The sequence below is a fragment of the Cupriavidus sp. CER-90 genome, assembly GCF_057652055.1.
This window is the reverse complement of record NZ_JBYGYM010000001.1, coordinates 1,809,941-1,835,940: the sequence shown is the minus strand read 5'-3', so window position 1 is coordinate 1,835,940 and position 26,000 is coordinate 1,809,941. Positions and strand designations below refer to the sequence as shown.

The window sequence follows — 26,000 nt, the reverse complement described above, 5'->3', positions numbered from 1 at the left end:
AGAAAAACAGCAACCGGGTAGTCAGGACGCGGAAGACCGCCATCCAGCCTTGAGGCGCACAACGCCCGGGGCACGCGATCGGCGGCGGGCATGAATCGATGACACAAACAGATCGTGCGCAGGGCGCCGCGCTGGCCGGCCTGCGCGCCGCCGACGGGGCGAACGGCGGAAGCCTCGGCGGGAGCCTCGGCAGACATACCGGCGGCGGCGGTGCGGCCAGCGGGCCGGTCAATCCCGTGGAGGCGGCCCTGCCCTGGCAGACGCGCCACGACCAGCTGCTGGCCGTGCGCCGCACGGTCCGGCTGTCGATTCCGATCAACATCATCCTGGGCCTGAGCGTGCTGGCCGTGGCCTGGCACGCCGGGCGCGGCGCCACGGCGGCGGTGTGGTTCGTGATGTCGCTGCTCTGGAATGTGCTGCGCATCTGGATGTGCCAGGTGCCCGTGGGCCCGGCGCCCGGCATCACACGGCCGGACGATGGCCGGCTGGCACGCACGGTGGCACGCCACTTGCGCATCCACTGCACGCTGGCGCTGCTGTCGGGCCTGACATGGGCGGCCATTCCGGTGCTGTGCGACGGCTACACGTCGCCGCAGACGCTGTTCTACCTGACCGTGGTCTGCGGCATCACGGCCGGTGCGGTGACCCACGGCTTTGCGTACGCGCCCATTCCGCTCTGTTTCATCACACCACCGCTGCTGTCGGCGGCCGCCAGCCTGGTCTTGTTTGGCGATTTCGACAGGTACTGGCTGGCCGCCACCACCCTGCTCTACCTGGCCGCGCTCATCCGGGGCACGCTGGAAAGCGAACGGCAGATCCGGCATTCGATCCGGCTCAAGAACGAGGCCACTGCCATCCAGGATTCCCTGCGTATCGCGCATGACCATGCGGTGAATCGTGCCGACGAAATGTGGACGCTCGCCAGCCTGGACCCGCTGACCGGCCTGCTGAGCCGCAGCGGCTTCTTCGCACGGGCCAACAAGCGTTTTGCCAACGGGTTGAGCGGCCGGCACTGCCTGTTGCTGCTGGACCTGGACGGCTTCAAGCTCATCAACGACGCGTTCGGCCACAAGGCCGGCGACGGCGTGCTGCGCGAGGTGGCGCGGCGCCTGGAGGCGGTGGCCGGCCCCGCCATGCTGGTGGGCCGCATGGGCGGCGACGAGTTCATGCTGCTCTACGACCCGATCGACAACGCGGATTGCCCCTCGACGCTGGCCGCCCGGCTGATCGAGGCCGTGCGCCAGCCGCTGGACGGCTACGAATTCTGTGCGGTGGGCATCAGCATCGGCATCTGCCGCGGGCCGGACATCTGCCTGGACGACATGCTGCTGTTCGCCGACGCGGCACTCTACGCGGCCAAGCGGGCGGGCCGCAACAGCGTGTACGTGTTCGACGACGACCTGCACCGGCACCTGCAGATGCAGCGCGACATCGAACGCGACCTGCCGCGAGCGCTGGCCGACGACACGCTGGAGGTGTGGTTCCAGCCGATCTTTGCCGAAGGCGGCACGCGGGTGCGCAGCCTGGAGGCGCTGATCCGCTGGAAACATGCGCGCCATGGCTGGGTGCCGCCGCCGGAACTGGTGTCGGTGGCCGCGGCGTCCGGCCTGTCCGAGACCTTGCTGCGCGCCACGCTGTCAAAGGTCTGCCGCCTTTCCCAGGCCATCGGGGCCCAGGGCGGGCCACGCATTCCCATTGCCATCAACCTGTCGCCACGCGAAATGGCGCAGGTCGAGATCGACCAGCTGCTGCTGTCGACGCTGGAGGCCTGCCGGATCGAACCGGGCCTGCTGACCGTGGAAATCACCGAGGAAGTGGCGCTCGACGTGGTGGCCGTGCAAGGCAAGCTGGCCAACATGGCCAAGGCCGGCGTGGCGATTGCGCTCGACGACTTCGGCGTGGGCTATTCCGGCCTGGGGGCGCTGCGCCAGCTCGGCGCGGCATGCGTGAAGGTGGATCGCAGCTTCATCACCGATATCGCGCAGTCGCCCCGCAACCAGGATCTGATGCGTGCGGTGCTCAATCTCGGGCGCTCGTTCGGCTTCGAGGTCGTGGCCGAGGGCGTGGAGCACGAAGCCGACCGGCAGACGCTGATCGGCATCGGCTGCGATGCCATGCAAGGCTACCTGCTGGCGCGTCCGATGCCCGAAGCCGAGCTGCTGGCCTGGTTGCGCGCGCGCACGGCCACGGCCACCGCGAACAGCGAAGCCAGCATCGACGGCGGCGGGGCCTGACGTCAGCCGCCGCGCGCCCGGCGGGCCTCGTACGCCTTCAGATGGGTCAGTGCCATGGCGAGCGTGGGCGCGTCGGTGCTGCCCCGGCGTGCAAGCAGGTCGCCGACGATCTGGTCCGATTCGATGGCGGCGCCGCGCTCCACGTCGCGCAGCATCGATGCCGTGATCGGCGAGCCTTCCGTGAACAGCGTGGTCCTGGCTTGCTGCATCGCCGGCTCGCGCACCGGATAGCCGTTGGCCGCCGCGATGGCGGCGCATTCGTCCAGCAGGGCCGCGATGGTCTCGCGGCCACGCGGCGCGGCAAGGATGTCGCCGATGGTGGCCCGCATCAGGCAGGTGGAAGCCGCCAGCGTGGCCAGGAAAAACCACTTTTCCCACATGTCCTGCAGCATCGCGTCGCTGCGTTGCACGTCGAAGCCCGCGTTGCCGAACACTTCGGCCAGCGCCTGCGCGCGCGGGCTATTGCCCGACGGGCGCTCGCCGAACGACAGGATGTGGAATGTCGACAGATGCAGGATGGTGCCCTGGTCGTCGAGCGTGCTCGAAATCATGCAGCGGCCGCCCATCACGCGGGCCGCGCCAAAGCGGGCATCGAGCTGGTCCAGGTGGCGCATGCCGTTGAGCAGGGGCACGATCACGGTGTCCGGGCCCACGGCCGGGGTGATCGAATCCATGGCGCCGGCCAGGTCATAGGCCTTGCAGCTCAGCAGTACCACGTCGTACGGCGCGGCGATCTGCTCCGGCAGAACGACAGGGGGCTTGGCGATATGCAAATCGCCGTGCGGGCTCTTGACGCGCAGCCCATGCTCGGCAAGTTGCCCAGCCCGCCGTGCGCGCACCAGAAAGGTCACGTCACGCCCGGCCTGCAACAGCCGTGCTCCGAAATAGCCGCCCGTCGCGCCGGCACCGACCACCAGAATACGCATCCTAGACTCCCAGGTCTGGCCCGGCACCTTGCCGGGCGATGCGCCATTCTAGTGGGGTTCCGGCAAGGCTGCCGGGAGGCTCACCGATCCTGCCGGTCAGGCCGCCCAGGGGCCGAACACGGCCGGAAACGGACAAGGGGCCGTCAGTGGCGGCCCCCTTCGTCGCGTCGCGTCATGTGAGCAGATTGAACACGAAGCCTAGTGCAATGGCGCCGCCCAGTGCCTCCAGCGTGGCCAGCGCCACCAGTTCGCGGAAAATGCGTGATTCGTCCTGCTTGGTCACCATGGTATTGTCTCCAGTCGGTTTTCCAAACGGCTGGCCGGTGGTGTCGAACCGGTCAGTCACACTGCAACCTGCGACTTCAGTAGACTGCAACGCCGGTGTGCAGAACAGTTGGCACAAACCCGTATGGGGTGATCCCCGATGGCATGCCGCGCTGTGGGTTTCCACCCCATGCCAGGAAAACCCCTACAATAGCGCCCCACGCAACGGCACCCGGTCCGCCCCCCCAAATGGCTGCGGACAAGCGTGCCGCCTGCATCCTGCTGTACCTGAACTCCTGCATTCCCATGATCTCAAACGCTTGCGGCGTCGACTTCGGCACGTCCAATTCCACCGTCGGCTGGTTGCGTCCCGGCGCGCCCATGCTGCTGCCGCTGGAAGACGACAAGTCCACGCTGCCATCGGTGATCTTCTTCCACGCCGAGGATCCGCTCGTCAGCTACGGCCGCGCCGCGCTGGCCGACTACCTGGCCGGCTACGAGGGCCGCATGATGCGGTCGCTCAAGAGCCTGCTGGGCACGTCGATGATGGACGACAGCACCGAGGTCATGGGCCAGGCCATGCCGTTCCGCAAGCTGCTGGCGCACTTCATCGGCGAACTGAAGGGCCGCGCCGAGCGCGCTGCCGGCCGCCAGTTCAGCGCGGCGGTGCTGGGGCGCCCCGTTCACTTCATCGACGAGGACGCCGCCGCCGACCAGCTTGCCGAAGACACGCTGGCGGAGATTGCCCGCGACGCGGGCTTCAAGGACATCGCCTTCCAGTACGAGCCGATTGCGGCCGCCTTCGACTACGAGGCCAGCATCGGCAGCGAGGAACTGGTGCTGGTGGCCGACATCGGCGGCGGTACGTCCGACTTCTCGCTGGTGCGCCTGTCGCCCGAGCGCGCGAAGAAGGCCGACCGCCGCGAGGACATCCTGGCCAATGGCGGCGTGCATATCGGCGGCACCGACTTCGACCGCGCACTGAGCCTGGCCAGCGTCATGCCGATGCTGGGCCTGAACAGCCAGTTGCGCAACGGCAAGGCGATGCCGTCGGGCCAGTATTTCGACCTGGCCAGCTGGCACACGATCAACCTGGTCTATACGCGCCGCGCCTGGGCCATCGTGATGGACAACTATCGCGATGCCGCCGAAACCGAGAAGCTGGACCGCCTGATCCGCCTGATCAAGGACCGCGCGGGACACTGGCTGGCGATCCAGGTGGAGGCCGCCAAGATTGCGCTGTCCGAGGCGCCGCTCACCACCATGGACCTCGCGCGCATCGCGCCCGATACCACGCTGGAAGTCACGCGCGACGATTTCGACCAATCGATCTCGAAACTGGTCGACAAGACGGCCAGCACCGTAAAGGGCATGCTGAAAACGGCCGGCGTTCCGGCCGATGCGGTGGATACCATCCTGTTCACCGGGGGCTCCAGCAGCGTACCGATGCTGCGCGAGCAACTGGCGCGGCTGCTGCCCGGTGCGCGGCGCGTGGAAGGCGACCTGTTTGGCGGTATCGGTTCAGGCCTGGCGCTGGACGCGGCCCGCAAGTTCGGCTGAGCCCGATCCCTGGCGCGCGCCGGGGACGCTGGCAGACCGGCCTGCCGGCCCGCCGACCGATGGAGACCTACTGCTCGGCCTTGCAGAGGCCGATCTGCTGGGCCATCAGCACCAGATCGGCAAAGGTGCGGGCGCGCATCTTGCGCATGGCCTGGCCACGGTGGATCTTCACCGTCACCTCGCTGATGCCGATTTCCCCGGCGATCTGCTTGTTCAGCAGGCCCGAGACGGCCATGCCCATGACTTCCGCCTCGCGCGGCGTCAGCGTGGCGTAATTGCCGCGAATCTCCTCCACCTTGCGCAGGCCCCGGCGACGCAGCCGGTCCTTCTCGATGGCCGCCGACACGGCGTCGAGCAGGTCCTGGTCGCGGAACGGCTTGGCCATGAAATCCTCGGCGCCCGCCTTCATGGCGGTCACCGTCATGGCGATATCGCCGTAGCCGGTCATGAAGATGATCGGGATATGCACCCCCATCTGCGCCAGGCGGGTCTGCAGGTCGAGCCCGCTCGGGCCGCGCAGGCGCACGTCGAGCACCAGGCAGCACGGCACATCAGGCAAGCGGTATTCCAGCAGCTCGGCTGCCGAGCCGAACAGCGCCGCCTGCATCCCCACCGAACGGAACAGATTGCCCAGGCCGGCGCGCAGCATGGCGTCGTCATCGACGATCAGCACCATCGCGTCGTCGTCGGCGCCCGTACCGGCAGGGTCCCCGCTCTGGGATGTCACGGCTCTGTTCTCCAAGGTCCTTGAGGGCATGTTGCGGTGCCGCCCGACGGGCGGCAAGTCAGGCGAAATCCGCGCGCACGGGGGCGACATGGGCCGGGGCGCGCCCAGCATTTCAGCACAGCGGGCGCCGCTTCGCCACCCATACCATTGGCTGAGTGGACAGCGCCGCCAAAACGGCCCGCAAAACCCTGCTTGTCGGCGGCCCCGCCAAGACCTATACCAAGTGGGTATGGCCAGGCCGCACGCGCCCGCCTACCCTGCGCGTGCCTTGTTATCCCGTCGCCCCCCCCGTTGCCCATGTCCAGTCCTGTCCACTGGCGTGATCGCACGCCTGCCGGTCGCCGCCTGCCCGGCGCCTGCCCGGCGCCTGCAAGTTCGCTCGCGGACGCCGCGGCGGACCGCTAATCCGTAGACACGATCGCCTAATACGATGGGCCAATGGCTGCAGACGCATGTGCCGTCTAGTCTTGCGTCGGGTCGCATCTTGCCTGTGCCCAGGCATGACGACTTCGATGCAACCCCGGTGCCGGACGGGCCAGCGCACGCTGCGCCGTCCGCGCCCAGCCCCAACCTTCGTTTCAAGGAATTTTCATCATGTCGAACCCGAAGCTCGAAGTACTGACCCCGCAGAACAGCCAGCTGATCATCATCGACCACCAGCCGCAGATGGCCTTCGGCGTGCAATCGATGGACCGCCAGGCGCTGAAGAACAACGTGGTGGGCCTGGCCAAGGCCGCGAAGATCTTCAACGTGCCGACCACCATCACCACCGTCGAAAGCGAATCGTTCTCGGGCTACACGTACCCGGAAATCCTCGACGTGTTTCCGAATGCCAAGACGCTGGAACGCACGTCGATGAATTCCTGGGACGACCAGAAGGTGCGTGACGCCCTGAAGGCCAACGGCCGCAAGAAGGTGGTGGTGGCGGGTCTGTGGACCGAAGTCTGCAACACCACCTTCGCCCTGTGCGCCATGCTGGAAGGCGACTACGAGATCTACATGGTGGCCGACGCCTCGGGCGGCACCACCAAGGAAGCCCACGACTACGCCATGCAGCGCATGGTGCAGGCCGGCGCCGTGCCCGTGACCTGGCAGCAGGTGCTGCTGGAATGGCAGCGCGACTGGGCGCACCGCGACACCTACGACGCCGTGATGAAGCTCGTCAAGGAACACTCGGGCGCCTACGGCATGGGCGTGGACTACGCCTACACGATGGTCCACAAGGCCGCCCAGCGCACCGGCACGCCGCATGAATCCATCGCGCCGGTGCCGGCCCGCTAACCGCGCGCCATCAGCATTCAATTTATTTGAATGAAATGTACAGCGCGAGTGCGGCAGTCACCGCATTCGCGCCGCTAAAGTTCACTCCATCGCAGCACGGCCGGCGAAAAACCAGGAAGCGCGCCGGGCCGATAACTCAAACAATCTGAACTCATTCTCGCAGGGAAATCTCATGTCCAACGTCGCCCCCCAATCCCAGGCCGAACAACACGACGCGTCGCGTCGCAAGCTGCTGGTTGGCAGCACCATGGGCGCAGCCGCTGCCACCGTGGCATCGATGGCCGCGCTGACGCCGGCCGCCGCGGAAGCCGCACCGGCCGCAGGCCGCCAGTCGAAGCAGGGTCACTACGTGACCACCAAGGACGGCACGCGCATCTTCTACAAGGACTGGGGCTCGGGCCGTCCGGTGGTGTTCTCGCACGGCTGGCCGCTCGACGCCGACGCGTGGGACGCCCAGATGCTGTTCCTGGTGCAGAAGGGCTTCCGCGTGATCGCCCACGACCGTCGCGGCCATGGCCGCTCGGACCAGCCGGCCCAGGGCAACGACATGAATACGTACGCCGATGACCTGGCCGCCGTGCTCGACGCGCTGGACATCAAGGGTGCCACGCTGGTTGGCCACTCCACCGGCGGCGGCGAAGTGGCCCGCTACATCGGCCGCCACGGCACGAAGCGCGTGGCCAAGGCCGTGCTGATCGGCGCCGTGCCCCCGACCATGGCCAAGAGCGCCGCCTACCCGAACGGCCTGCCGCTGGAAGTGTTCGACAACATCCGCAAGGGCGTTGCCGAGAACCGCTCGCAGTTCTACAAGGACCTGGCCACGCCGTTCTTCGGCTTCAACCGCCCCAACGCCAAGGTATCGCAGGGCACCATCGACGCCTTCTGGGCGCAGGGCATGGCCGGCGGCATCCTGGGCCAGTACCTGTGCATCAAGGAGTTCTCGGAAGTGGACTACACCGAGGACCTGAAGAAGATCGACGTGCCCACGCTGATCCTGCACGGCGACGACGACCAGATCGTGCCGATCGACAACGCGGCCAAGCTGTCGGCCAAGATCGTCAAGAACGCCACGCTGAAGGTCTACCCCGGCGCTTCGCACGGCATGTGCGTGATCAACGCCAACCAGGTCAATGCCGACCTGCTGGCCTTCCTGAACGCCTGAGCCGCCTGAAACCATGTCAGTCACCCGCCGGCAATTCATCGCCTCGGCCGCCGCGCTCGGCGCGGCAGCCTCTTCGGAGCTTTTCGCCATGTCACCGAACCCGACTCCCGATCTCATCCTGGTCAACGGCAAGTTCACCACCCTTGACAAGTCCAACCCGCAAGCCGACGCCGTGGCCATCCAGGACGGCCGCTTCCTCAGCGTCGGCACGCGCGACGAGATCATGAAGCTCGCGGCTGCCAGGACGAAAGTGATCGACCTGAATGGCCGGCGGGCCATTCCCGGGCTGATCGACAGCCATATGCACATCATTCGTGGCGGCCTGAACTACAACATGGAACTGCGCTGGGACGGCGTGCGGTCGCTGGCCGACGCCATGCGCATGCTCAAGAACCAGGTCGCCCGCACGCCCGCGCCGCAATGGGTGCGCGTGGTCGGCGGCTTCACCGAGCACCAGTTCGTCGAAAAGCGCCTGCCGACCATCGAGGAACTGAACGCCGCGGCGCCCGATACGCCGGTGTTCATCCTGCACCTGTACGACCGCGCCATCCTGAACGGCGCCGCGCTGCGCGCCGTGGGCTACAACAAGGACACCCCGAACCCGCCGGGCGGCGAGATCATCCGCGACAAGGGCGGCAATCCCACCGGCCTGCTGCTGGCCAAGCCCAACGCGACCATCCTGTACGCCACGCTGGCCAAGGGTCCGAAGCTGCCGCCCGAGTACCAGAAGAACTCCACGCGCCATTTCATGCGCGAAGTGAACCGCCTGGGCGTGACCGGCGTGATCGATGCCGGCGGCGGCTACCAGAACTACCCCGAGGACTACAACGTCATCGAAGAGCTCCACAAGGAGGGCAACCTCACGGTACGTCTGGCCTACAACCTGTTCACGCAGAAGCCCAAGGAAGAACTGAGCGACTTCAAGACCTGGACTTCCACGGTGAAGCCGGGCCAGGGCGACGACCTGTACCGCCACAACGGCGCCGGCGAAATGCTGGTCTACACGGCCGCCGACTTCGAGGACTTCCGCGTCGAGCGCCCTGACATGCCGCCGTCGATGGAAGCCGACCTGGAGCCGGTGATCCGCCTGCTGGCGGAAAAACGCTGGCCTTGGCGCCTGCACGCCACGTACGACCAGACCATCGACCGCGCGCTGGATGTCTACGAGAAGGTGGCCAAGGACGTGCCGTTCAACGGCCTGAACTGGTTCTTCGACCACGCCGAAACGATCTCCGACCGCAACATCGACCGCATCGCGGCACTGGGCGGCGGCATTGCGGTGCAGCACCGCATGGCCTACCAGGGCGAGTATTTCGTCGAACGCTACGGCGCGAAGGCTGCCGAAGCCACGCCGCCGATCAAGAAGATGCTGGAAAAGGGCGTCAAGGTTGGCGCCGGCACCGATGCCACGCGCGTCGCGTCGTACAACCCGTGGGTGTCGCTGTACTGGCTGACCACCGGCAAGACCGTGGGCGGCATGTCGATGTATCCGCAAGCCAACCTGCTCGACCGCGAGACGGCGCTGCGCCTGTGGACCGAAGCCAACACGTGGTTCTCGTCCGAAGAAGGCAAGAAGGGCCAGATCAAGGCTGGCCAGCTGGCCGACCTGGCCGTGCTGTCGGCCGACTACTTCGCCGTGCCGGGCGACGACATCCAGGACATCACGTCCGTGATGACGGTGCTGGGCGGCAAGGTGGTCTACGGCGACAACGAGTTCGGCACCCATTCGCCCGACATTCCGCCGGCCATGCCGGACTGGTCGCCAGCCCGCCATGGCAGCCAGTACCAGCCGCGCCCGACGGCCAAGGCCAAGCAGCTGGCGATGAACACCGCCTGCGGCTGCGCCAGTTCGTGCGGCGTGCACGGCCACGCGCATGCCAAAGCGTGGACGTCCAGCGTGCCGACATCGGACGAAAGCAGCTTCTGGGGCGCCCTGGGCTGCTCCTGCTGGGCGTTCTGACGCCGGCTGCATCCCGCCATCCGCATCGCATCGAACCGGAGACCCGTCATGCCCTATCCCTCTTCCCCGCTGGCGGCGGCTGGCGACACCACGCACCGGCTGCCACGCTGGATGCACTGGATCGCCCTGCTGCTGCTGTGCGCGGCGTACCTGCAAGGCGGGCTCGTCAAGCTGTTCGACTTCTCGGGCGCGGTGGCCGAGATGCAGCACTTTGGCCTGAGCCCCGCCGTGCCGATGGCGGCGGCCACGATCGCACTGGAACTGGCTGCGCCGGCCATGATCCTGCTCGGCGTGTACCGCTGGGTTGGCGCGCTGGCGCTGGCCGCCTTCACGCTGGCCGCCACCTTCATGGCCAACCGCTTCTGGAGCGCCCCGCCCGATGCCTACTTCATGCTGATGAATGCGTTCTTCGAGCACCTGGGCCTGGTGGGCGGCTTCCTGCTGGTCGCCTGGCACGACCTGCGCACGCGGGGCCGCGCATGACACAGGCTGCCGCACCCTCCACGGCCAGGTCGTCCGGCTCGTTCGCGCCGCTGGCCCAGTCGACGTTCGCCGTCCTCTGGGTGGCCACGATCCTCGGCAACATCGGCAGCTTCATGCGCGATGTGGCCAGTGCGTGGCTGGCCACCGACCTGTCGTCGTCGCCGGCCGCAGTTGCCACCATCCAGGCGGCGGCCACGCTGCCGGTCTTCCTGCTCGCCATTCCGGCGGGCGTGCTGTCCGATATCCTGGACCGCCGCCGCTTCCTGATCGTGATCCAGATCGCACTGGCAGCGGTCAGCGGTTCGCTGGCCTTCCTGTCGTGGCAGAACGGGTTGACGATCGAGATCCTGATTGCGCTGGCGTTTGCCGGCGGCATCGGCGCGGCGATGATGGGGCCCACCTGGCAGTCCATCGTGCCCGAACTGGTGCCGGCGAATACGCTGCGCCAGGCCGTGGCCCTGAACGGCCTGGGCGTCAATATCGCGCGCGCCATCGGCCCGGCCATGGGCGGCCTGCTGCTGGCCGGGTTCGGCGCGGCCGCCACCTACTGTGCCGATCTGATCAGCTATGTGTTCGTGATCGGCGCGCTGATCTGGTGGAAGCGCCCCGTGCAGCCGAGCGATCCGCTGCGCGAGCATTTCTTCAGCGCGTTCCGCGCCGGGCTGCGCTTCACGCGGGCCCATAGCAAGCTTCATATCGTACTGCTGCGTGCCGCCGTGCATTTCGCGTTTGGCAGCAGCGTCTGGGCGCTGCTGCCGCTGGTGGCCAAACAACTGCTGCACGGCGGTGCCGGGCTGTACGGTGTGCTGCTGGGCGCGGTGGGCGCAGGCGCCATCCTGGGCGCGCTGTCGATGCCCACGCTGCAGAAGCGCCTGGATGGCGATGGCGTGATCCTGGTGTCCGCCATCGCCACCGCCGTGGTCATGGCCGGGCTGTCGTTCGCCCCGCCGGTCTGGCTGGCGCTGCCACTGCTGCTGGTACTGGGCGCGGCGTGGATCCTGGCGCTGACCACGCTGGGCGGCGCGGCACAGGCCATCCTGCCGAACTGGGTGCGCGGCCGTGCGCTGGCCGTCTACCAGATGGTATTCAACGGCGCGCTGGCCGGCGGCAGCCTGCTGTGGGGCTTTGTGGCCCAGGCACTGGGCACACCGCACGCGCTGCTGATTGCCGGCGCGGGCCTGGTCGTGGCGGCACTGCTGCTGAACCGCATCCGCCTGCCGCGCGGCGAGGAAGACCTCGGGCCGGCGCATCACTGGCCCGAACCCGAGATGGCCGACGACATCGCCCACGATCGCGGGCCGGTGATGATCCTGATCGAATACTGCATTCCGGCGGCCAACCGCGATGCGTTCCTGCGCGCTGTCCATCACCTGTCCGAGGAACGCCTGCGCGACGGCGCCTTCAACTGGGGCGTCATGGAGGACCCGGCCAACCCGGAACTGCTGACCGAATGGTTCCTGGTCGAGTCGTGGGCCGAACACCTGCGCCAGCATCGGCGCGTGCCGAATGCCGATGCCGACCTGCAGCGCGACGTGGCCCGGTTCCATGTGGCCAGCGAGCCGCCGCGCGTGCGGCACCTGCTGGGCGTGGGGCTGCCGGGCGCCACGCGCTGATCCCGGCATCTGCCGTTCTATCTTGTTGTTGTGTTGTTGTGTTGTTGTATTGCGAGACCATCATGAAGATCTATCTTGTCTCTCTTGGCGCCGGCATCCTGGTCGGCATCATCTATGCCCTGATGCAGGTGCGCTCGCCCGCGCCGCCGGCCGTGGCGCTGATCGGCCTGCTGGGCATGCTGATCGGCGAACAGGTGGTGCCGCCGATCAAGCGCATGATCGCCGGCGAGCCCGTGACCCTCTCGTGGTTCCATTCCGAGTGCGTGCCGAAGATCACCGGCACACCCGGACCGGCCACGCTGACGGCAAAGACCGATGAAAAGACCGATGCGGCGCACTGACGGGCTGGCGTTGCTGGCGGCGCTGGCGGCGCCCGCCTCGGCGCTGGCGGCCGACTCCGTGACGATCTACGGCCGGCTCAACACCGCCATCGAATACGCGCGCGCCAGCACGGCCACCGATGGCACGTCGCTGGGCAGCGTGGTCCGCCAGACCAACTACCGCTCGGTATGGGGCCTGCGCGGCGAGGAAGGGCTGGGCGGTTCCCTCAAGGCCGTCTGGCAGATCGAAAGCAACCTGTCGATCGACAACGGCCAGGGCGGCATTGCCACGCGCAATTCGCGCATCGGCCTGCAGGGCGACTACGGCCTGCTGTTCATGGGGCACTGGCATACGCCCTATACCGAGTCGACCATGGCGTACGACCCGTACTATCCGACCACGGCCGGCTACATGGCGCTGATCGGCAACGGTTCGACGTCCAGCTCCGACAACGTGCAGGACACCAGCTCGTTCGACCGGCGCCAGAAGAACATCCTGCAGTACCGCACGCCGCAGCTGGCCGGCGTCAGCCTCTGGCTGGGCTGGGGCCTGCCGGAGGAGAAAAACACGGTCGCGCGCAACCCGGCGCTGTATTCGGCCGCCGTGGTCTACGACCAGGGGCCGCTGAACGCCACGCTGGCCTACGAGATCCACCAGCATTACCAGGCCGCCGGGCGCAACGACGATGCGCTGAAGGTCGGCGTGGCCTACCAGCTGTTCAAGGGCACGCGCATTTCGGCGCTCTACGAACATCTGCACTACCGCACCGACACCGGCGACCTGCAGCGCAACGGCTACTATGCGTCGCTGGTGCAGCAGCTGGGCCCGGGCAGCGTGCGGCTGGGCGTTGCGCTGGCCGCCAACGGCACGGGGTCGTCCACCGATACGATCGGCTTTTTCCGCAGCGGCCCGGAGACCGGCGCCACGCAGTTCACGGTCGGCTACGACTATCCGCTGTCCAAACGCACGGCGCTGTTCGTCTTCTACAGCCGCATCAACAACAAGAAGAATGCGGTCTACGACTTCGCGATCAACGAACTGGGCGTCAGTGCCGGGGCCGACCCGCAGACGTTCGCCCTGGGCATGCGGCACAACTTCTGAGGCGGATGCCACGCACGGGGCGTCACTCATACCTTGGTATGGGTTCGCTCCGATTCGTGGCGGAGCGGGGCCGAAGCGAATATCCTTGTGGGTTTCCGCGCGGATCATGGTTGCTGCGCCGGCTTCCGCTGTCGGCGGCACACCGGCAATACCACCGTATGATGTCGAGCATGGCCCGGCGGGATTATGCTGTGCGCGAGCGGTGGCCCCTGTCACCGCTCCAGACTTCTCAAGGATTCCGTGTGACTGCCACCCCCGTGATTGCCATTGTCGACGACGACGCCTCCGTCCGGCATGCCATGGGCAGACTGGTGCGCTCGCTGGACATGACCGCGGAACTCTATGGCGGCGGCCCGGAACTGCTGGCATCCGCATCGATCGCCGGCATCGACTGCGTCATCACCGACGTGCAGATGCCCGGCATGAACGGCTTCGCCCTGTGCGAGGCGCTGCGCGCCCGCGGGCACAGGATGCCCGTCATCTTCATGACCGCCTTCGCACAGGAAGGCTACGAACAGCGTGCCCGCGACGCCGGCGCGGCCTGTTTCCTGAACAAGCCCTTTCAGGATACGGATATCATCGGCTGCATCGAGGACGCCTTGCAGATCCGCCCCGGAAACTAGGTTCGCTCCCAGGTCTCCTTTTTTCTCCGGCGCCGCCCCATGACGACCGACGCATCCCGCCCGCCGACTCACCTTCGGAACGGCCCGCAAGACACGCTCCCCCTGTCGGAATACCGCTTCGAGGCCTGCGTGCAGGATGGCATCGTGGCGCTCTCGCGCGGCGTGCATGCCCGCACCGGCAGCACGCTGATGCTGGCACACGCGGCGTCCCCGCGCGCGGAGCCCGATGCCGCGCGGCGCATCGAGACCGAATTCGCACTGCGCGGACTGCTGCGCGCGGAATGGGCGCTGGTGCCGCGCACGCTCACGCGCTACCGCCAGGGCGTGGCGGCCGTCTACGACGACCACGCCGGCACGCCGGTATCCGCCCTGGCAGGCCGGCGTCTGCCCGTGGCGCAGGTGCTGTCGATCGCGCTGGGTGCCAGCGCGGCGCTGAAGGCCGTACACGAGTGCGGTCTCGTGCATCGGGCCATCACACCGTGCAGCCTGTTCGTCGATGACGCGGGACGCTGCCGGATCGGCCGCTTCGGCTTTGCCATCCACGCCTCGCAGCCCGACGCCGACCGCCCCGTCCTGACCATGCTGGCAGGCGAAGCCCCGGCGTACATGTCGCCCGAGCATACGGGGCGCACCCGGCATGCCATCGACGCACGCAGCGATCTCTACGCGCTGGGTGTCATCGTCTACCAGTTGCTGACCGGGCAATTGCCGTTTGGCGTCAGGAACCCGGACGACCTTGGCGAATGGATTCACGGCCACGTCGCCGGCACGGCGCTGCCGCCGGATGCCATCGCACCCGGCGTGCCGTCCATGCTCTCGCGAATCGTGCTCAAGCTGCTCGAAAAGAGCCCGTCGCGCCGCTACCAGACCGCCGCAGGACTGCACGCCGACCTGACCCGGTGCGTCGACGCATGGCATTCGCATGGCCATATCGAACCGTTCGAAACCGGCGAGCGCGACATCTCCGCCGATCTGGCGCTGCCGGACAGCCTTTACGAGCGCAATGGCGAACTTGCCGCCCTGACCGACGCGTTCGCCAGCGTGCAGGCCAGTGGAATACCGGCCGTGGCGGTGCTGACCGGGCCATCGGGGGCGGGCAAGAGCACGCTGACGCAGGCCTTCCTCCAGACCATGCAGGCTCGGCGCGCGTGCTGCGCGATTGGCAAGGCGGACCCGTCACGCCAGGCCGTGCCCTACGCCGTCCTGGCCGATGCCTTCCGCATGCTGGTTCATCAGATCCTCGGCCTGCCTGAAGAGGCGGTGCGGATGTGGCAACTGCGGCTGGCGCAGGGCCTGGGCAGCTACGGGCAGGTTGCGGCGCGCATCGCGCCGGCCTTGCGACTGCTGGTGGACGATTTTCCGGCGCCGCCCGCCGCGCAAGGCGCCGATGCCGATGTGCACGTCGGCATCGCCATGCGCCAGCTGGTGCAGGCGCTTGCGCAGGCAGACCTGCCCTTCGTGCTGCTGATCGACGATATCCAGTGGCTCGACCAGCCGTCGCTGCAGCTTCTGGCACGCCTGGCCGATGCCTCGACGCCGCTGCCCCTGCTGCTGGTCTGCAGCGCGCGCACCGCTGACGCGTCGCCGCTGGCCGCACTGCGCCAGCAGGCCGCCGTGCGGGACATCGCCGTGCCCAACCTGTCGGTGGCATCGGTCGCCACGTTGCTCGCCGAGGCCCTGCGCATGCCCGAGCCGGCCGTGCAGACCCTGGCGCAGCGCGTCCACGCCAAGACGCTGGGCAACCCGTTCTTCGTCAGGCAGTTCCTGCGCACGCTGGCCGACGAACGGCTGATCCACTGCTCGCCCCAGGGCGACAGCTGGCATTTCGACCTGGTGGCCATCGAGCAGCGCAGCTACACCGACAACGTGGCCGAACTGTGCCTCCAGCGGCTGCACCGGCTGCCGGCGGAAACCCGCGACTGCCTGCGCGGCATGGCGTGCCTAGGCAGCCATACTCCGGTCGCGCTGCTGTGCGACATCTTCGACCTGTCCGAACGCGCACTGCATGCCCGGCTGGCGCCGGCGCGCGCCGCAGGGCTGCTGATGCTGGCCGAGCAGGCGTACTTCTTCACGCACGACCGCATCCAGGAAGCCGCACACGACGGCCTCGACGCGACCGCTCGCGCGCGGCTCAGCCTGCGTGCAGGACGCCTGCTCGCGCAATCGACCCGGCACGGTGGGGCCGACGACCTGATGTTCCGTGCCGCAGACCTGCTGATGCACGGCGAGACGCAGCAGACGTCGATCGACGACGCCCGTGCGATCGCCACGCTGTTTCTGGACGCCGCGCGGCGCGCTCGCAGCACGGCCGCCTACGCCGCGGCGCTGCAGTACATCGACAGCGGCCTGCGCCGCGCGTGCGGGCCGGGCATGCCATCCGCTGCCGCCGACGGGCTGGTGTTCTCGCTGCGCGAGGAACAGGCCCACTGCTGGTTCCTGCAAGGCCGGCTCGACGAGGCGCTGGCGCTGGCCGCCGAACTGCTCCAACGGCCGACCGGCCCCTTGCGGCAGACCGGCGTATACCGGCTGAAGATCGAAATTCACATGCGACGGTCCGAGAATGCACTGGCGGTACAGCAGGCCCTCGAGGGGCTGCATGGCTTCGGCATCGACCTGCCGCCGCATCCCTCCGATGCGCTGTGCGATGCGCTGTATGCCGAGATCCGGCCGCAGCTCGACGCCACGCGCCTCGACGCCCTGCTTGCCCTGCCGGATGTGGCCGACGCCCGCATCGACGCCGCCATGGGCCTGCTGTCGGCGCTGCAGATCCCGGCCAGCTTCACGGACCCGAACCTGGCGTTCGCCACGCTGTGCCAGATGATGCGGCTCACGCTGGCGCATGGCATGAGCGCATCGGCCACCGCGTCGCTGGGCTGGCTCGGCGTGCTGGTGTGCCACCGCTATGGCGCATACCACGACGGCTTTCGCTACGGCGAACTGGCGCGGCGGCTGACCACGCGTCACGGCTACGCCGCGCACGAAGCGCGTACCCTGTTGCCGCTGGACCAGCTCAGCGTGTGGACCCAGCCGCTGTCCTATTCGATCGAGTGCGCACGGGCCGGCTTTGCCGCGGGCGTGGCGCACGGCGACATCACCACGGCCTGCTATGCGTGCTGTCATGTCGTGGCCGTCATGCTGGCGCGGAGCGATCCGCTCGACGATGTCGAGGCCGAAATCGCGCGCGGCCTGCAGTTCGTACGCGCCGCCCGGTTCGGCGACGTGGAGGCCATCCTGCGGCTGCAACAACGGTTTGTCGACGGGCTGCGGACGCTCGCGTGGCAGGCCGCCGGCGTGCCGACGGATCAGGCGCCCGCCGAGGAACGCCTCAGCACGTTCGAGTTCTGGCAGGCCGTGTATCGGTCGAACGTGCTGCTGCTGGCCGGCCACGTCGATGCGGCCGCGCGGTGTCTCGACCACGCGGCCACGTTCGCATGGTCGGCGCCGGCCCATATCCATCAGCGCGACTTCCACCTGATGCGTGCGCTGACGCTTGCCGCCCGGCTCGACGCATCGCCGGCCGCGCCCGAGGCGGCAGCCTGGCAGATGCTGCGTGCCGACGCCCGCAAGCTGCGCGACTGGGCCCAGGCCAACCCATTGACGTTCGCCGACAAGGCGCTGCTGGTGGAAGCCGAGCTGGCCCGGCTGGAAGGCGACGCATTGACGGCCATGTCGCGCTACGAACAGTCCATCGCCCATGCCACCGCGCACGGCTTCGTGCAGGTCGCGGCCATGGCGCACGAGCGCGCGGCGCGGCTCGGCGACGCGCATGGGCTGGCATCGGCGGCCGCCGCGCATCGCCGCCATGCGCGCGACGCGTACCTGCGCTGGGGCGCCGTCGGGAAGGCACGGCAACTGGAATCCGACCATCCGGAGATCGTGGAGGCCACGCCGCTGCGTACCTGGCATCTGGGCACTAGCGCGCAGACGCTCGATGCCGAGAGCGTGATCAAGGCATCCCGGGCACTGAGCGAGGAAATCCGTCTCGACCGCCTGATCGACAAGCTGATGACGATCGTGCTCGAATACGCCGGCGCCCAACGCGGCCTGCTGATCCGCATGCGCCCCGAAGGGCCGGTCGTCGAGGCCAGCGCGGACACCACGGCCGATGGCATTCATGTGCGCGTCACGCAAGACCCGGTCACCGCCAGCGCACTGGCCGTGACCATGCTCCATACGGCGGTGCGCACGGGACAGGCCGCCATGGCCGGCACGTCGGTCGGCGCCAACCCGTTTGCGACCGACCCGTATTTCGGGCGGGCCGGCAACCCGGCGGAGCCGGCGGAACTGGCGGAACTGGCGGGCATGGCGGATATCTCCGCGCTGTGCATTCCGATGCTGCGCCACAACGAGGCCATCGGCGCGCTCTACCTGGAAAACCGTCTGGTGCGCGACGCCTTCACGCTGGACCGCACGCGCGTGCTGGAGCTGATCGCCTCGCAGGCGGCCATCTCGCTGCGCACGGCACGGCTTTACGACGACCTGCTGGCCGAAAACGAACGCCGCCAGCAGGTGGAGCGCGAGCTGCGCGCCAGCGAGGCGTCGCTGGCCATGGGCGAAAGTGTCAGCCACACGGGCAGCTGGCGCTGGGACCTGAAGCGCGACCGCTTCACGGGCTCGGACGAACTGCGCCGCATCTACGAACTCGACCCCGACCAGCACGACCTGCCGTTCGCGGTCTTCCTGTCGCACATGCATCCCGAGGACCGCGAGATGGTACGGCACGTCACCGAGACCCATGTCGCGCGGCAGGCCACCGTCCGCGTGGAGCACCGCATCGTGCGGGCCGACGGATCGATCCGCTACCTGGCCGCCATCGGCAAGCCGTTGCCCGGCGACGATGGCGAACTCGACTATGTGGGCACGGTGACGGACATCACCGCGCGCCGCCAGGCCGAAGACGCGCTGCGCAGCGCCCAGGCCGACCTGGCCCGCGTGGCGCGCGCCACCACGGTGGGCCAGCTGACCGCGTCGATCGCGCACGAGGTGAACCAGCCGCTGATGTCGATCGTGTCGAATGCCGGCGCCAGCCTGCGCTGGCTGGCGCGGCCCACGCCCGACATCGCCAATGCGCGCGAAGGGCTGGAGGCGATCCGCAGCGAAGGCCAGCGGGCCGGCGACATGATCCGGAGCTTGCAGGCGCTGACGCGCAACGCCGCGCCGGTGCTGGCCCAGGTGGACATGCACCAGGCCATCCGCCATATCCTGGCGATCTCGCGCAACGAGATCGAGCGCCGGCAGATTGCGCTGAAACTGTCGCTCGATGCCGAACCCGCGCATGCCTTTGGCGACGACATCCAGTTGCAGCAGGTGATCCTGAACCTGGTGGTCAACGCCATCGATGCCATGGGCGAGATCCACGACAGGCCACGCTTGCTGCACCTGGCCACGCGCCTGGTCGATGACCAGTGGCTGGAAGTCAGCGTGGCCGACACCGGCACCGGCATCGGGCCGGACCTTGCCGAGCAGGTGTTCGAGCCGTTCTACACCACCAAGGTCAACGGCATGGGCATGGGGCTGGCCATCTGCAAGTCGATTGTCGAAGCGCATCGCGGCCAGTTGCGCGCCGAGGCGCTGGCGCCGCACGGCAGCCGCTTTGCCTTCTCGATTCCGCGCCAGCAGTAGCCCCCGGCGCACCGTGCGAATCCAAAAGTGCGGCCACTGGAATACAAGGCTGGCGGATCGGCCCGACGTAGGCTAGGTTGAATCTTTCGCTGCCTGGCTTATCTGACAGGCATCCCTTCCGGACAAGGAGCACAGCATGGCCACGGAAAATGCCGCCGATCTGATCACCTCGGTGCTGCACGGCGCCGGCGTTCGCCGCATCTTCGGCGTCGTTGGCGACAGCCTCAACGGACTGACCGAATCGCTGCGCCAGCGCGGCGACATCGACTGGATTCACACCCGGCACGAGGAAACCGCCGCCTTCGCGGCCGGCGCGGAGGCGCACCTGACCGGCAACCTTGCCGTGTGCGCCGGCAGCTGCGGGCCGGGCAACCTGCACCTGATCAACGGGCTGTTCGATTGCCATCGCTCACGCGTGCCGGTGCTGGCCATTGCCGCACATATTCCAAGCGCCGAGATCGGCCGCAACTATTTCCAGGAAACGCATCCCGAGCAGCTGTTCCGCGAATGCAGCCACTATTGCGAACTGGTGTCCAGCGTGGAGCAGCTGCCCGGCGTGCTGGAGACCGCGATTCGCGCGGCCGTGGGGCGTCGAGGCGTGGCGGTCATCGTCATTCCCGGTGACGTGGCGCTGCGGGCCGTTGCGACGGCAGGGATCTCCGCACCGGCGTCGATGACACTGCCGGCGCCCGTGGTGGTGCCCGACGCCGCGTCGCTGGACGCACTGGCCGCGCTGCTGCATGGCGGCCAGCGCACCACGCTGCTGTGCGGGCGCGGTTGCGCCGGCGCGCATGACCAGGTGGTGCGGCTGGCCGAGACACTGAAGGCGCCGGTGGTGCACGCGCTGGGCGGCAAGGAGTTCATCGAATACGACAACCCCTACGACGTCGGCATGACGGGGCTGATCGGCTTCAGTTCGGGCTACCACGCCATGCAGAACTGCGACACGCTGGTCATGCTGGGCACCGACTTCCCGTATCGCCAGTTCTATCCCGAAGGGGCGCGCGTGGTGCAGATCGACGTACGGCCCGAGAATCTGGGGCGCCGCACGCGGCTGGATCTCGGGCTCGTGGGCGATGTCGCCGCCACGCTCGACGCGCTGCAGCCGCGCCTGACCCCGCAGGCCGACACCGCCTTCCTCGATGCGAGCGTGCGCCACTACCGCGACGCCCGCAAGCAGCTGGACGACCTGGCCACCGGCGACAGCGGCCGGCGCCCGATCCATCCGCAATACCTGGCCCGGCTGATCAGCGAGCAGGCCGCCGACGACGCGATCTTCACGTTCGACGTGGGCACGCCGACCATCTGGGCGGCACGCTACCTGCACATGAATGGCCGGCGCAGGCTGATCGGATCGCTGGCGCACGGGTCGATGGCCAACGCACTGCCGCAGGCCATCGGCGCGCAGGCCGCCTTTCCGGGCAGGCAGGTGGTGAGCCTGTCCGGCGACGGTGGCTTTGCCATGCTGATGGGCGACTTCCTCACGCTCGTGCAGCAAGGGCTGTCGGTCAAGGTGGTGATCTTCAACAACAGCGTGCTGGGCTTCGTGGCGCTGGAGATGAAGGCGTCGGGCTTTCTGGAGAGCGGCACCTCGCTGCAGAACCCGGATTTCGCCGCCATGGCTCGCGCGGTGGGCGTGCACGCGCAGCGCGTGGAAGACCCCCGGCTATTGCCGGACGCCATTGCGTCGATGCTGGCGCACGATGGGCCGGCCCTGCTCGACGTCGTGACCAACACCCAGGAGCTGGCCATGCCGCCCGCGCTCAAGGCGGAACAGGTCAAGGGTTTCAGCCTGTGGGCCCTGAAAGCCGTCATGAACGGCCGCGCCGACGAACTGGTCGAACTGGCGAAAACCAACCTGCTGCGCTAGGCGCCCGCTGCCGCGCCTGGCCCTGGCTGACTCCCCTCGCCCACACGGCCGAGGGGAGCCAGCCATTGCGCCCTCCACAACGGCCAGAACGCTTCGAGAACTCATACCTTCGTTTAGCCGGTCAACGACCACGCGGCAATTGAAGCCAACCTGCCTTGACTTCTACGATGCCTGTCAACCAGACACAGGAATCCACGGGAGCCCCCAAGATGCAGTTGCGACGCCGTTGGTTGTTCGTCCTCCTTATTGCCGCCCTGCCGGCCATTGCATTGGCCGCGTACCTGATGTGGGAGCCGGCCATCGCACCGGTGGCCCCACCGGCTCCAACATCGTTCGACCGGCAACGCGTGCTGCGCGGTGCCCAGGTGGTGGCGCAGGGTGATTGCGCGGTATGCCACACCGCCAGGGGCGGCAAGCCGTTTGCAGGCGGCCTGCCGCTGGCCACGCCGTTTGGCACGATCTACTCCACCAACATCACGCCGGACCCGGAAACGGGCATCGGCAACTGGTCGCCCGAGGCATTCACGCGCGCCATGCGCCGTGGTATCGCCCGCGATGGGCATCAGCTGTACCCGGCCTTTCCGTATATCCACTTCACGCGCATGTCGGACGACGACATCGCGGCGGCCTACGCGTACCTGATGCGGCGCGATCCGGTACAGGCCCGCACGCCGGCCAACGCGCTGGTGTTCCCGCTGAGCTTCCGCCCGCTTGTGGCGTTCTGGAACGTGCTGTTCCTGCGGCCCGGCCCGCAGGCGCCCGATACCTCGCGCAGCGCCCAATGGAACCGCGGCCGATACCTGGTTGACGGCGCCGGCCACTGTGCTGCGTGCCACACGCCGCTGAACCTGATCGGCGGGGAAAAATGGAGCCAGGCGTTCGAAGGCGGGGTGATCGACGGCTGGGAGGCGCCGTCGCTGGCCGCACTGGCGCGCGGCGCCGTGCCGTGGACAGCGCCGGAACTGGTGACCTACCTGCGCACCGGTGTCTCGTCGGCACATGGCGCCGCGGCCGGGCCGATGCTGCCCCTGACCCGCGAACTGGGCACCGTGCCGCAGGCCGATGCCGAAGCCATCGCCGCCTATCTGCTGGGCCTGCGCAAACCCGCGCCCAGGCAGGCCGGCCCCGGCAGCGCACCCGTCGATACGCAGGCCGTCCAGCGTGGCCAGGTGCTGTTTGCCGGCGCGTGTGCGTCGTGCCATGGCGATCGGTCGCCCATGCAGCAATTCGGCGACCGGCCCGGCCTGGCCACCAGCAGTGCCATCCATGCCGCCACGCCGCGCAACGCCATCCAGATGATCCTGCAAGGCGTGCCATGGGAAGGCGAGGACGCCCTGCACTTCATGCCCGCGTTCCACCAGGCCCTGGACGATCGCCAGATCGCCGACCTGACCGTCTATCTGCGAGCCACCTATTCCCGCCTGCCGCCGTGGAACGACGTTGCGCAGGCCGTTACCGACATCCGCAAGGGAGATGCCCCGCAATGATCCAGCTCACCGTCAACGGCACCACCCATTCCCTCGACATCGATCCCGCCACGCCGCTGCTCTATGCCTTGCGCGAAGACCTGGGGCTCAACGGCGCGAAGTTTGGCTGCGGCCTGGGCCAGTGCGGCGCCTGTACCGTGATCGTCGATGGCCAGCCGACGTTTTCGTGCCTGCTGCCGGTGTCGGCCGTAGGCAAGCGCCCGGTGCGTACCATCGAGGGTCTTGGCACCGCGCGCAAGCCCGGCGCGCTGCAGCAGGCCTTCATCGATCACCAGGCGGCGCAATGCGGCTACTGCATCGCCGGCATGATCATGCGCGCCCAGGCGCTGCTCGATCGCCACCCGCATCCGGACGATGCCGAGATCCGCGCGCACATGGAGCCCAACCTGTGCCGTTGCGGCACGCATATGCGCATCCTCGCAGCCATCCGCGCAGTGGCGGATGCCGGCAAGACCGGCATCCAACCCGCCACGGAGGCCGCGTGATGGACCCCGTAGACGACATCGCGAACGTGGCCAATCCCGGCCGGCGCGCCTTCATGGTGTCCGGCTCGCTGCTGGTGGGCTTCTCGCTGCTGCCGGGCAGGCAGGCGCTGGCGCAGATGGTGCTGGCCGACGAAGGCGCGGCCATTCACGTGGGCAAGGGGCTCGAAAAGCTGCCCGGCAGCCTGAAGACCAATCCATATCTGGACGCCTGGATCCGCGTGGCGCCCGACAACACCGTCACCGTCCATACGGGCAAGGTCGAACTCGGTACCGGCATTCGCACGGCGCTGCTGCAGGTGGCCGCCGAGGAACTGCAGATCGATCCGCGCCGCATCACGTTCCTGACGGCCGACACCGTGCGGCTGCCCGACGAAGGACTGACCGCCGGCAGCCACACGATGGCCGACAGCGGCAGCGCGCTGCTGCATGCCGCCGCCCAGGTACGCGGCCTGATGACCGATGCCGCCGCGCGCGTGCTGCGCGCGGACCCGGCCACGCTGACCGCGCGCGACGCGTGCATCGCGGCCCGCGATGGCCGTTCGGTCACGTTTGCCGAAATGCTGCCGCATGTGAACCTGCACACGATGGCCACGCCGACGTCGCCGCTGCGCGATCCGGCATCGTTCACGGTGATCGGCACCGCCATGCCGCGCCTGGATATCCCCGGCAAGGTAACCGGTGGACCCAGCTACGTTCAGGACCTGAAGATGCCCGGCATGGTGCATGCCCGCGTGGTCCTGCCGCCGGCCTACGATGCGCCGCTGCTGTCCGTGGACGAAGCCGGCGCGCGTGCGACGCCCGGCTTTATCGCCATCGTGCGCGACGGCAGCATGCTGGCCGTGGTGGCCCGGCGCGAATGGCAGGCGGTGCAGGCCCAGCGCGCGCTGTCGGCCGGTTGCCGCTGGGGCAAGGGCCGCGCCCTGCCCCAGCCAGACCAGGTGGCGGCGCAGTTGCGCCAGATCGCCACGGAGCGCATCGTGATTGCGGACACCAGGGCGCCGATGCCGCCGGCGGCGAAGACACTGGAGGCCACCTGCACGAAACGCTACCTGATGCACGGATCGATTGGCCCGTCGTGCGCGGTGGGGCATCTGCAGGACGGCAAGCTGACCGTCTGGACCCATTCGCAAGGGGTCTACCCGCTGCGCGACGGCCTGGCCGAGATGCTCTCGCTGCCCAAGGATGCCGTCCGCTGCGTGCATGTGGAAGGCTCGGGCTGCTACGGCCACAACGGCGCCGACGACGTGGCCGCGCACGCCGCGCTGCTGGCCCGCGCCCTGCCGGGGCGCCCGGTGCGTGTGCAATGGATGCGCGACCAGGAACACATGTGGGACCACTTCACGCCGGCCATGGTCACGCACGTCAAGGCATCGCTGTCGGCCGACGGCACGATTGTCGCTTGGGACTATGCGCTGTGGAGCAGTTCCCACAACGAACGGGTGGTCAACGCCGGCCGGCTGCTGCCTGCCACGCAGCTGGCGCGGCCGTTCAAGCCGGCGCCGTCCACGCCGATGCTGCAACCCGAGGGCGGCGGCGACCGCAACGCGATTCCGCTCTACCGGCTGCCCACCAGCCATATCGTCAACAACTTCTCGCCGACCATGCCGCTACGCACGTCGGCCATGCGGTCGCTGGGCGCGCACATGAACGTGTTCACCATCGAGACCTTCATGGACGACCTGGCACGTGCGGCGGACACCGACCCGGTGGCATTCCGCATCCGCCACATGGACGACCCCCGCGCGCTAGACGTGATCCGTCTGGCGGCACAGCGGTTCGGTTGGCCGCGCCGGCAGCGCAAGCCCGGACACGGCGTGGGGTTCGCCTTCGGCAAGTACAAGAACCTGATGGCCTACGTGGCGATGGCGGTCGAGGTAGCCGTGGAGCGCGATACGGGCCAGGTTCGGCTGACACGTGCCGACGTGGCGGTGGACTGCGGGCAGATCGTCAATCCCGATGGCGTGCGCAACCAGATCGAGGGCGGCATCCTGCAATCGGCCAGCTGGACGCTCTACGAGCAACTGCGCTTCGACGCCAATGGCGTGCGCAGCTTCGACTGGGGCAGCTATCCGATCCTGCGCTTTTCCGCGGTACCCGCGCAGGTGCGCGTGCATCTGGTGGATCGCCCCGGCGCCCCGTTCCTGGGCGTGGCCGAAGCGGCCATGGGCCCGACCGCCGGTGCCATCGGCAATGCGCTGTTCGATGCCACGGGCCAGCGCCTGCGCGACATGCCGCTGGCCGGCGAGCGGCTGCGCCACCTGATTGCGCCCTGAGCCGCCTT

At 68.3% G+C, this 26,000-nt stretch carries 17 protein-coding genes; 15 read left to right on the top strand and 2 right to left on the bottom strand.

What is annotated here, in order from left to right:
* The first annotated feature begins 98 nt into the window (after positions 1 to 98).
* On the top strand, positions 99 to 2,234 hold the full coding sequence (locus AC24R4_RS08165) for a putative bifunctional diguanylate cyclase/phosphodiesterase (protein WP_487522700.1): 2,136 nt from the start codon (positions 99 to 101) through the stop codon (positions 2,232 to 2,234).
* 2 nt (positions 2,235 to 2,236) lie between these two features.
* Here AC24R4_RS08165 and panE read toward each other — a convergent pair whose 3' ends face one another.
* On the bottom strand, positions 2,237 to 3,160 hold the full coding sequence (gene panE / locus AC24R4_RS08160) for a 2-dehydropantoate 2-reductase (protein ID WP_400395137.1): 924 nt from the start codon (positions 3,158 to 3,160) through the stop codon (positions 2,237 to 2,239).
* 570 nt (positions 3,161 to 3,730) lie between these two features.
* On the opposite strand from panE, the gene AC24R4_RS08155 reads away from it, so the two are divergent.
* On the top strand, positions 3,731 to 4,984 hold the full coding sequence (locus AC24R4_RS08155) for an Hsp70 family protein (RefSeq protein WP_400395139.1): 1,254 nt from the start codon (positions 3,731 to 3,733) through the stop codon (positions 4,982 to 4,984).
* A 67-nt stretch (positions 4,985 to 5,051) separates the two neighbouring features.
* Here the strand turns inward: AC24R4_RS08155 and AC24R4_RS08150 are convergent, their stop codons facing one another.
* Complete coding sequence (locus AC24R4_RS08150) at positions 5,052 to 5,711, bottom strand: response regulator transcription factor (RefSeq protein WP_487522699.1); 660 nt, start codon at positions 5,709 to 5,711, stop codon at positions 5,052 to 5,054.
* A gap of 594 nt (positions 5,712 to 6,305) precedes the next feature.
* Here AC24R4_RS08150 and AC24R4_RS08145 point away from each other — a divergent pair.
* From AC24R4_RS08145 to AC24R4_RS08085, 13 genes are all read left to right on the top strand, one after another.
* Complete coding sequence (locus AC24R4_RS08145) at positions 6,306 to 6,992, top strand: hydrolase (protein WP_153947043.1); 687 nt, start codon at positions 6,306 to 6,308, stop codon at positions 6,990 to 6,992.
* Positions 6,993 to 7,239: 247 nt separating this feature from the next.
* Positions 7,240 to 8,154, top strand: coding sequence for an alpha/beta fold hydrolase (locus AC24R4_RS08140; protein ID WP_400394584.1), 915 nt, complete (start codon positions 7,240 to 7,242; stop codon positions 8,152 to 8,154).
* 88 nt (positions 8,155 to 8,242) lie between these two features.
* Positions 8,243 to 10,114, top strand: coding sequence for an amidohydrolase (locus tag AC24R4_RS08135; RefSeq protein WP_400394576.1), 1,872 nt, complete (start codon positions 8,243 to 8,245; stop codon positions 10,112 to 10,114).
* Positions 10,115 to 10,162: 48 nt separating this feature from the next.
* On the top strand, positions 10,163 to 10,597 hold the full coding sequence (locus tag AC24R4_RS08130; protein WP_400394578.1) for a DoxX family protein: 435 nt from the start codon (positions 10,163 to 10,165) through the stop codon (positions 10,595 to 10,597).
* Positions 10,594 to 12,210: an MFS transporter gene (locus tag AC24R4_RS08125; protein ID WP_400394579.1), complete on the top strand. Its 1,617-nt coding sequence runs from the start codon at positions 10,594 to 10,596 to the stop codon at positions 12,208 to 12,210. Before AC24R4_RS08130 ends, AC24R4_RS08125 begins: the two co-directional genes overlap by 4 nt.
* A gap of 62 nt (positions 12,211 to 12,272) precedes the next feature.
* Positions 12,273 to 12,551: a XapX domain-containing protein gene (locus AC24R4_RS08120; RefSeq protein WP_400394581.1), complete on the top strand. Its 279-nt coding sequence runs from the start codon at positions 12,273 to 12,275 to the stop codon at positions 12,549 to 12,551.
* Entirely contained in the window at positions 12,538 to 13,632 is a 1,095-nt protein-coding gene (locus AC24R4_RS08115; protein WP_400394582.1) for a porin, read from the top strand. The genes AC24R4_RS08120 and AC24R4_RS08115 overlap by 14 nt, the downstream gene beginning before the upstream one ends.
* Positions 13,633 to 13,889: 257 nt before the next feature.
* Complete coding sequence (locus AC24R4_RS08110) at positions 13,890 to 14,255, top strand: response regulator transcription factor (RefSeq protein WP_487522698.1); 366 nt, start codon at positions 13,890 to 13,892, stop codon at positions 14,253 to 14,255.
* Positions 14,256 to 14,294: 39 nt separating this feature from the next.
* Positions 14,295 to 19,877 carry an AAA family ATPase gene (locus tag AC24R4_RS08105; protein WP_487522697.1) on the top strand — a complete coding sequence of 1,861 codons (5,583 nt, stop codon included), beginning with the start codon at positions 14,295 to 14,297 and terminating at the stop codon, positions 19,875 to 19,877.
* Positions 19,878 to 20,013: 136 nt separating this feature from the next.
* Positions 20,014 to 21,747, top strand: a complete 1,734-nt coding sequence (gene poxB, locus AC24R4_RS08100; protein WP_400396383.1) for a ubiquinone-dependent pyruvate dehydrogenase — start codon at positions 20,014 to 20,016, stop codon at positions 21,745 to 21,747.
* Between the two features lie 209 nt (positions 21,748 to 21,956).
* Positions 21,957 to 23,234 carry a cytochrome c gene (locus tag AC24R4_RS08095; RefSeq protein ID WP_487522696.1) on the top strand — a complete coding sequence of 426 codons (1,278 nt, stop codon included), beginning with the start codon at positions 21,957 to 21,959 and terminating at the stop codon, positions 23,232 to 23,234.
* Entirely contained in the window at positions 23,231 to 23,719 is a 489-nt protein-coding gene (locus tag AC24R4_RS08090; protein WP_487522695.1) for a (2Fe-2S)-binding protein, read from the top strand. The genes AC24R4_RS08095 and AC24R4_RS08090 overlap by 4 nt, the downstream gene beginning before the upstream one ends.
* Positions 23,719 to 25,992 carry a xanthine dehydrogenase family protein molybdopterin-binding subunit gene (locus AC24R4_RS08085; protein ID WP_487522694.1) on the top strand — a complete coding sequence of 758 codons (2,274 nt, stop codon included), beginning with the start codon at positions 23,719 to 23,721 and terminating at the stop codon, positions 25,990 to 25,992. The genes AC24R4_RS08090 and AC24R4_RS08085 overlap by 1 nt, the downstream gene beginning before the upstream one ends.
* The last annotated feature ends 8 nt before the right edge of the window (positions 25,993 to 26,000 follow it).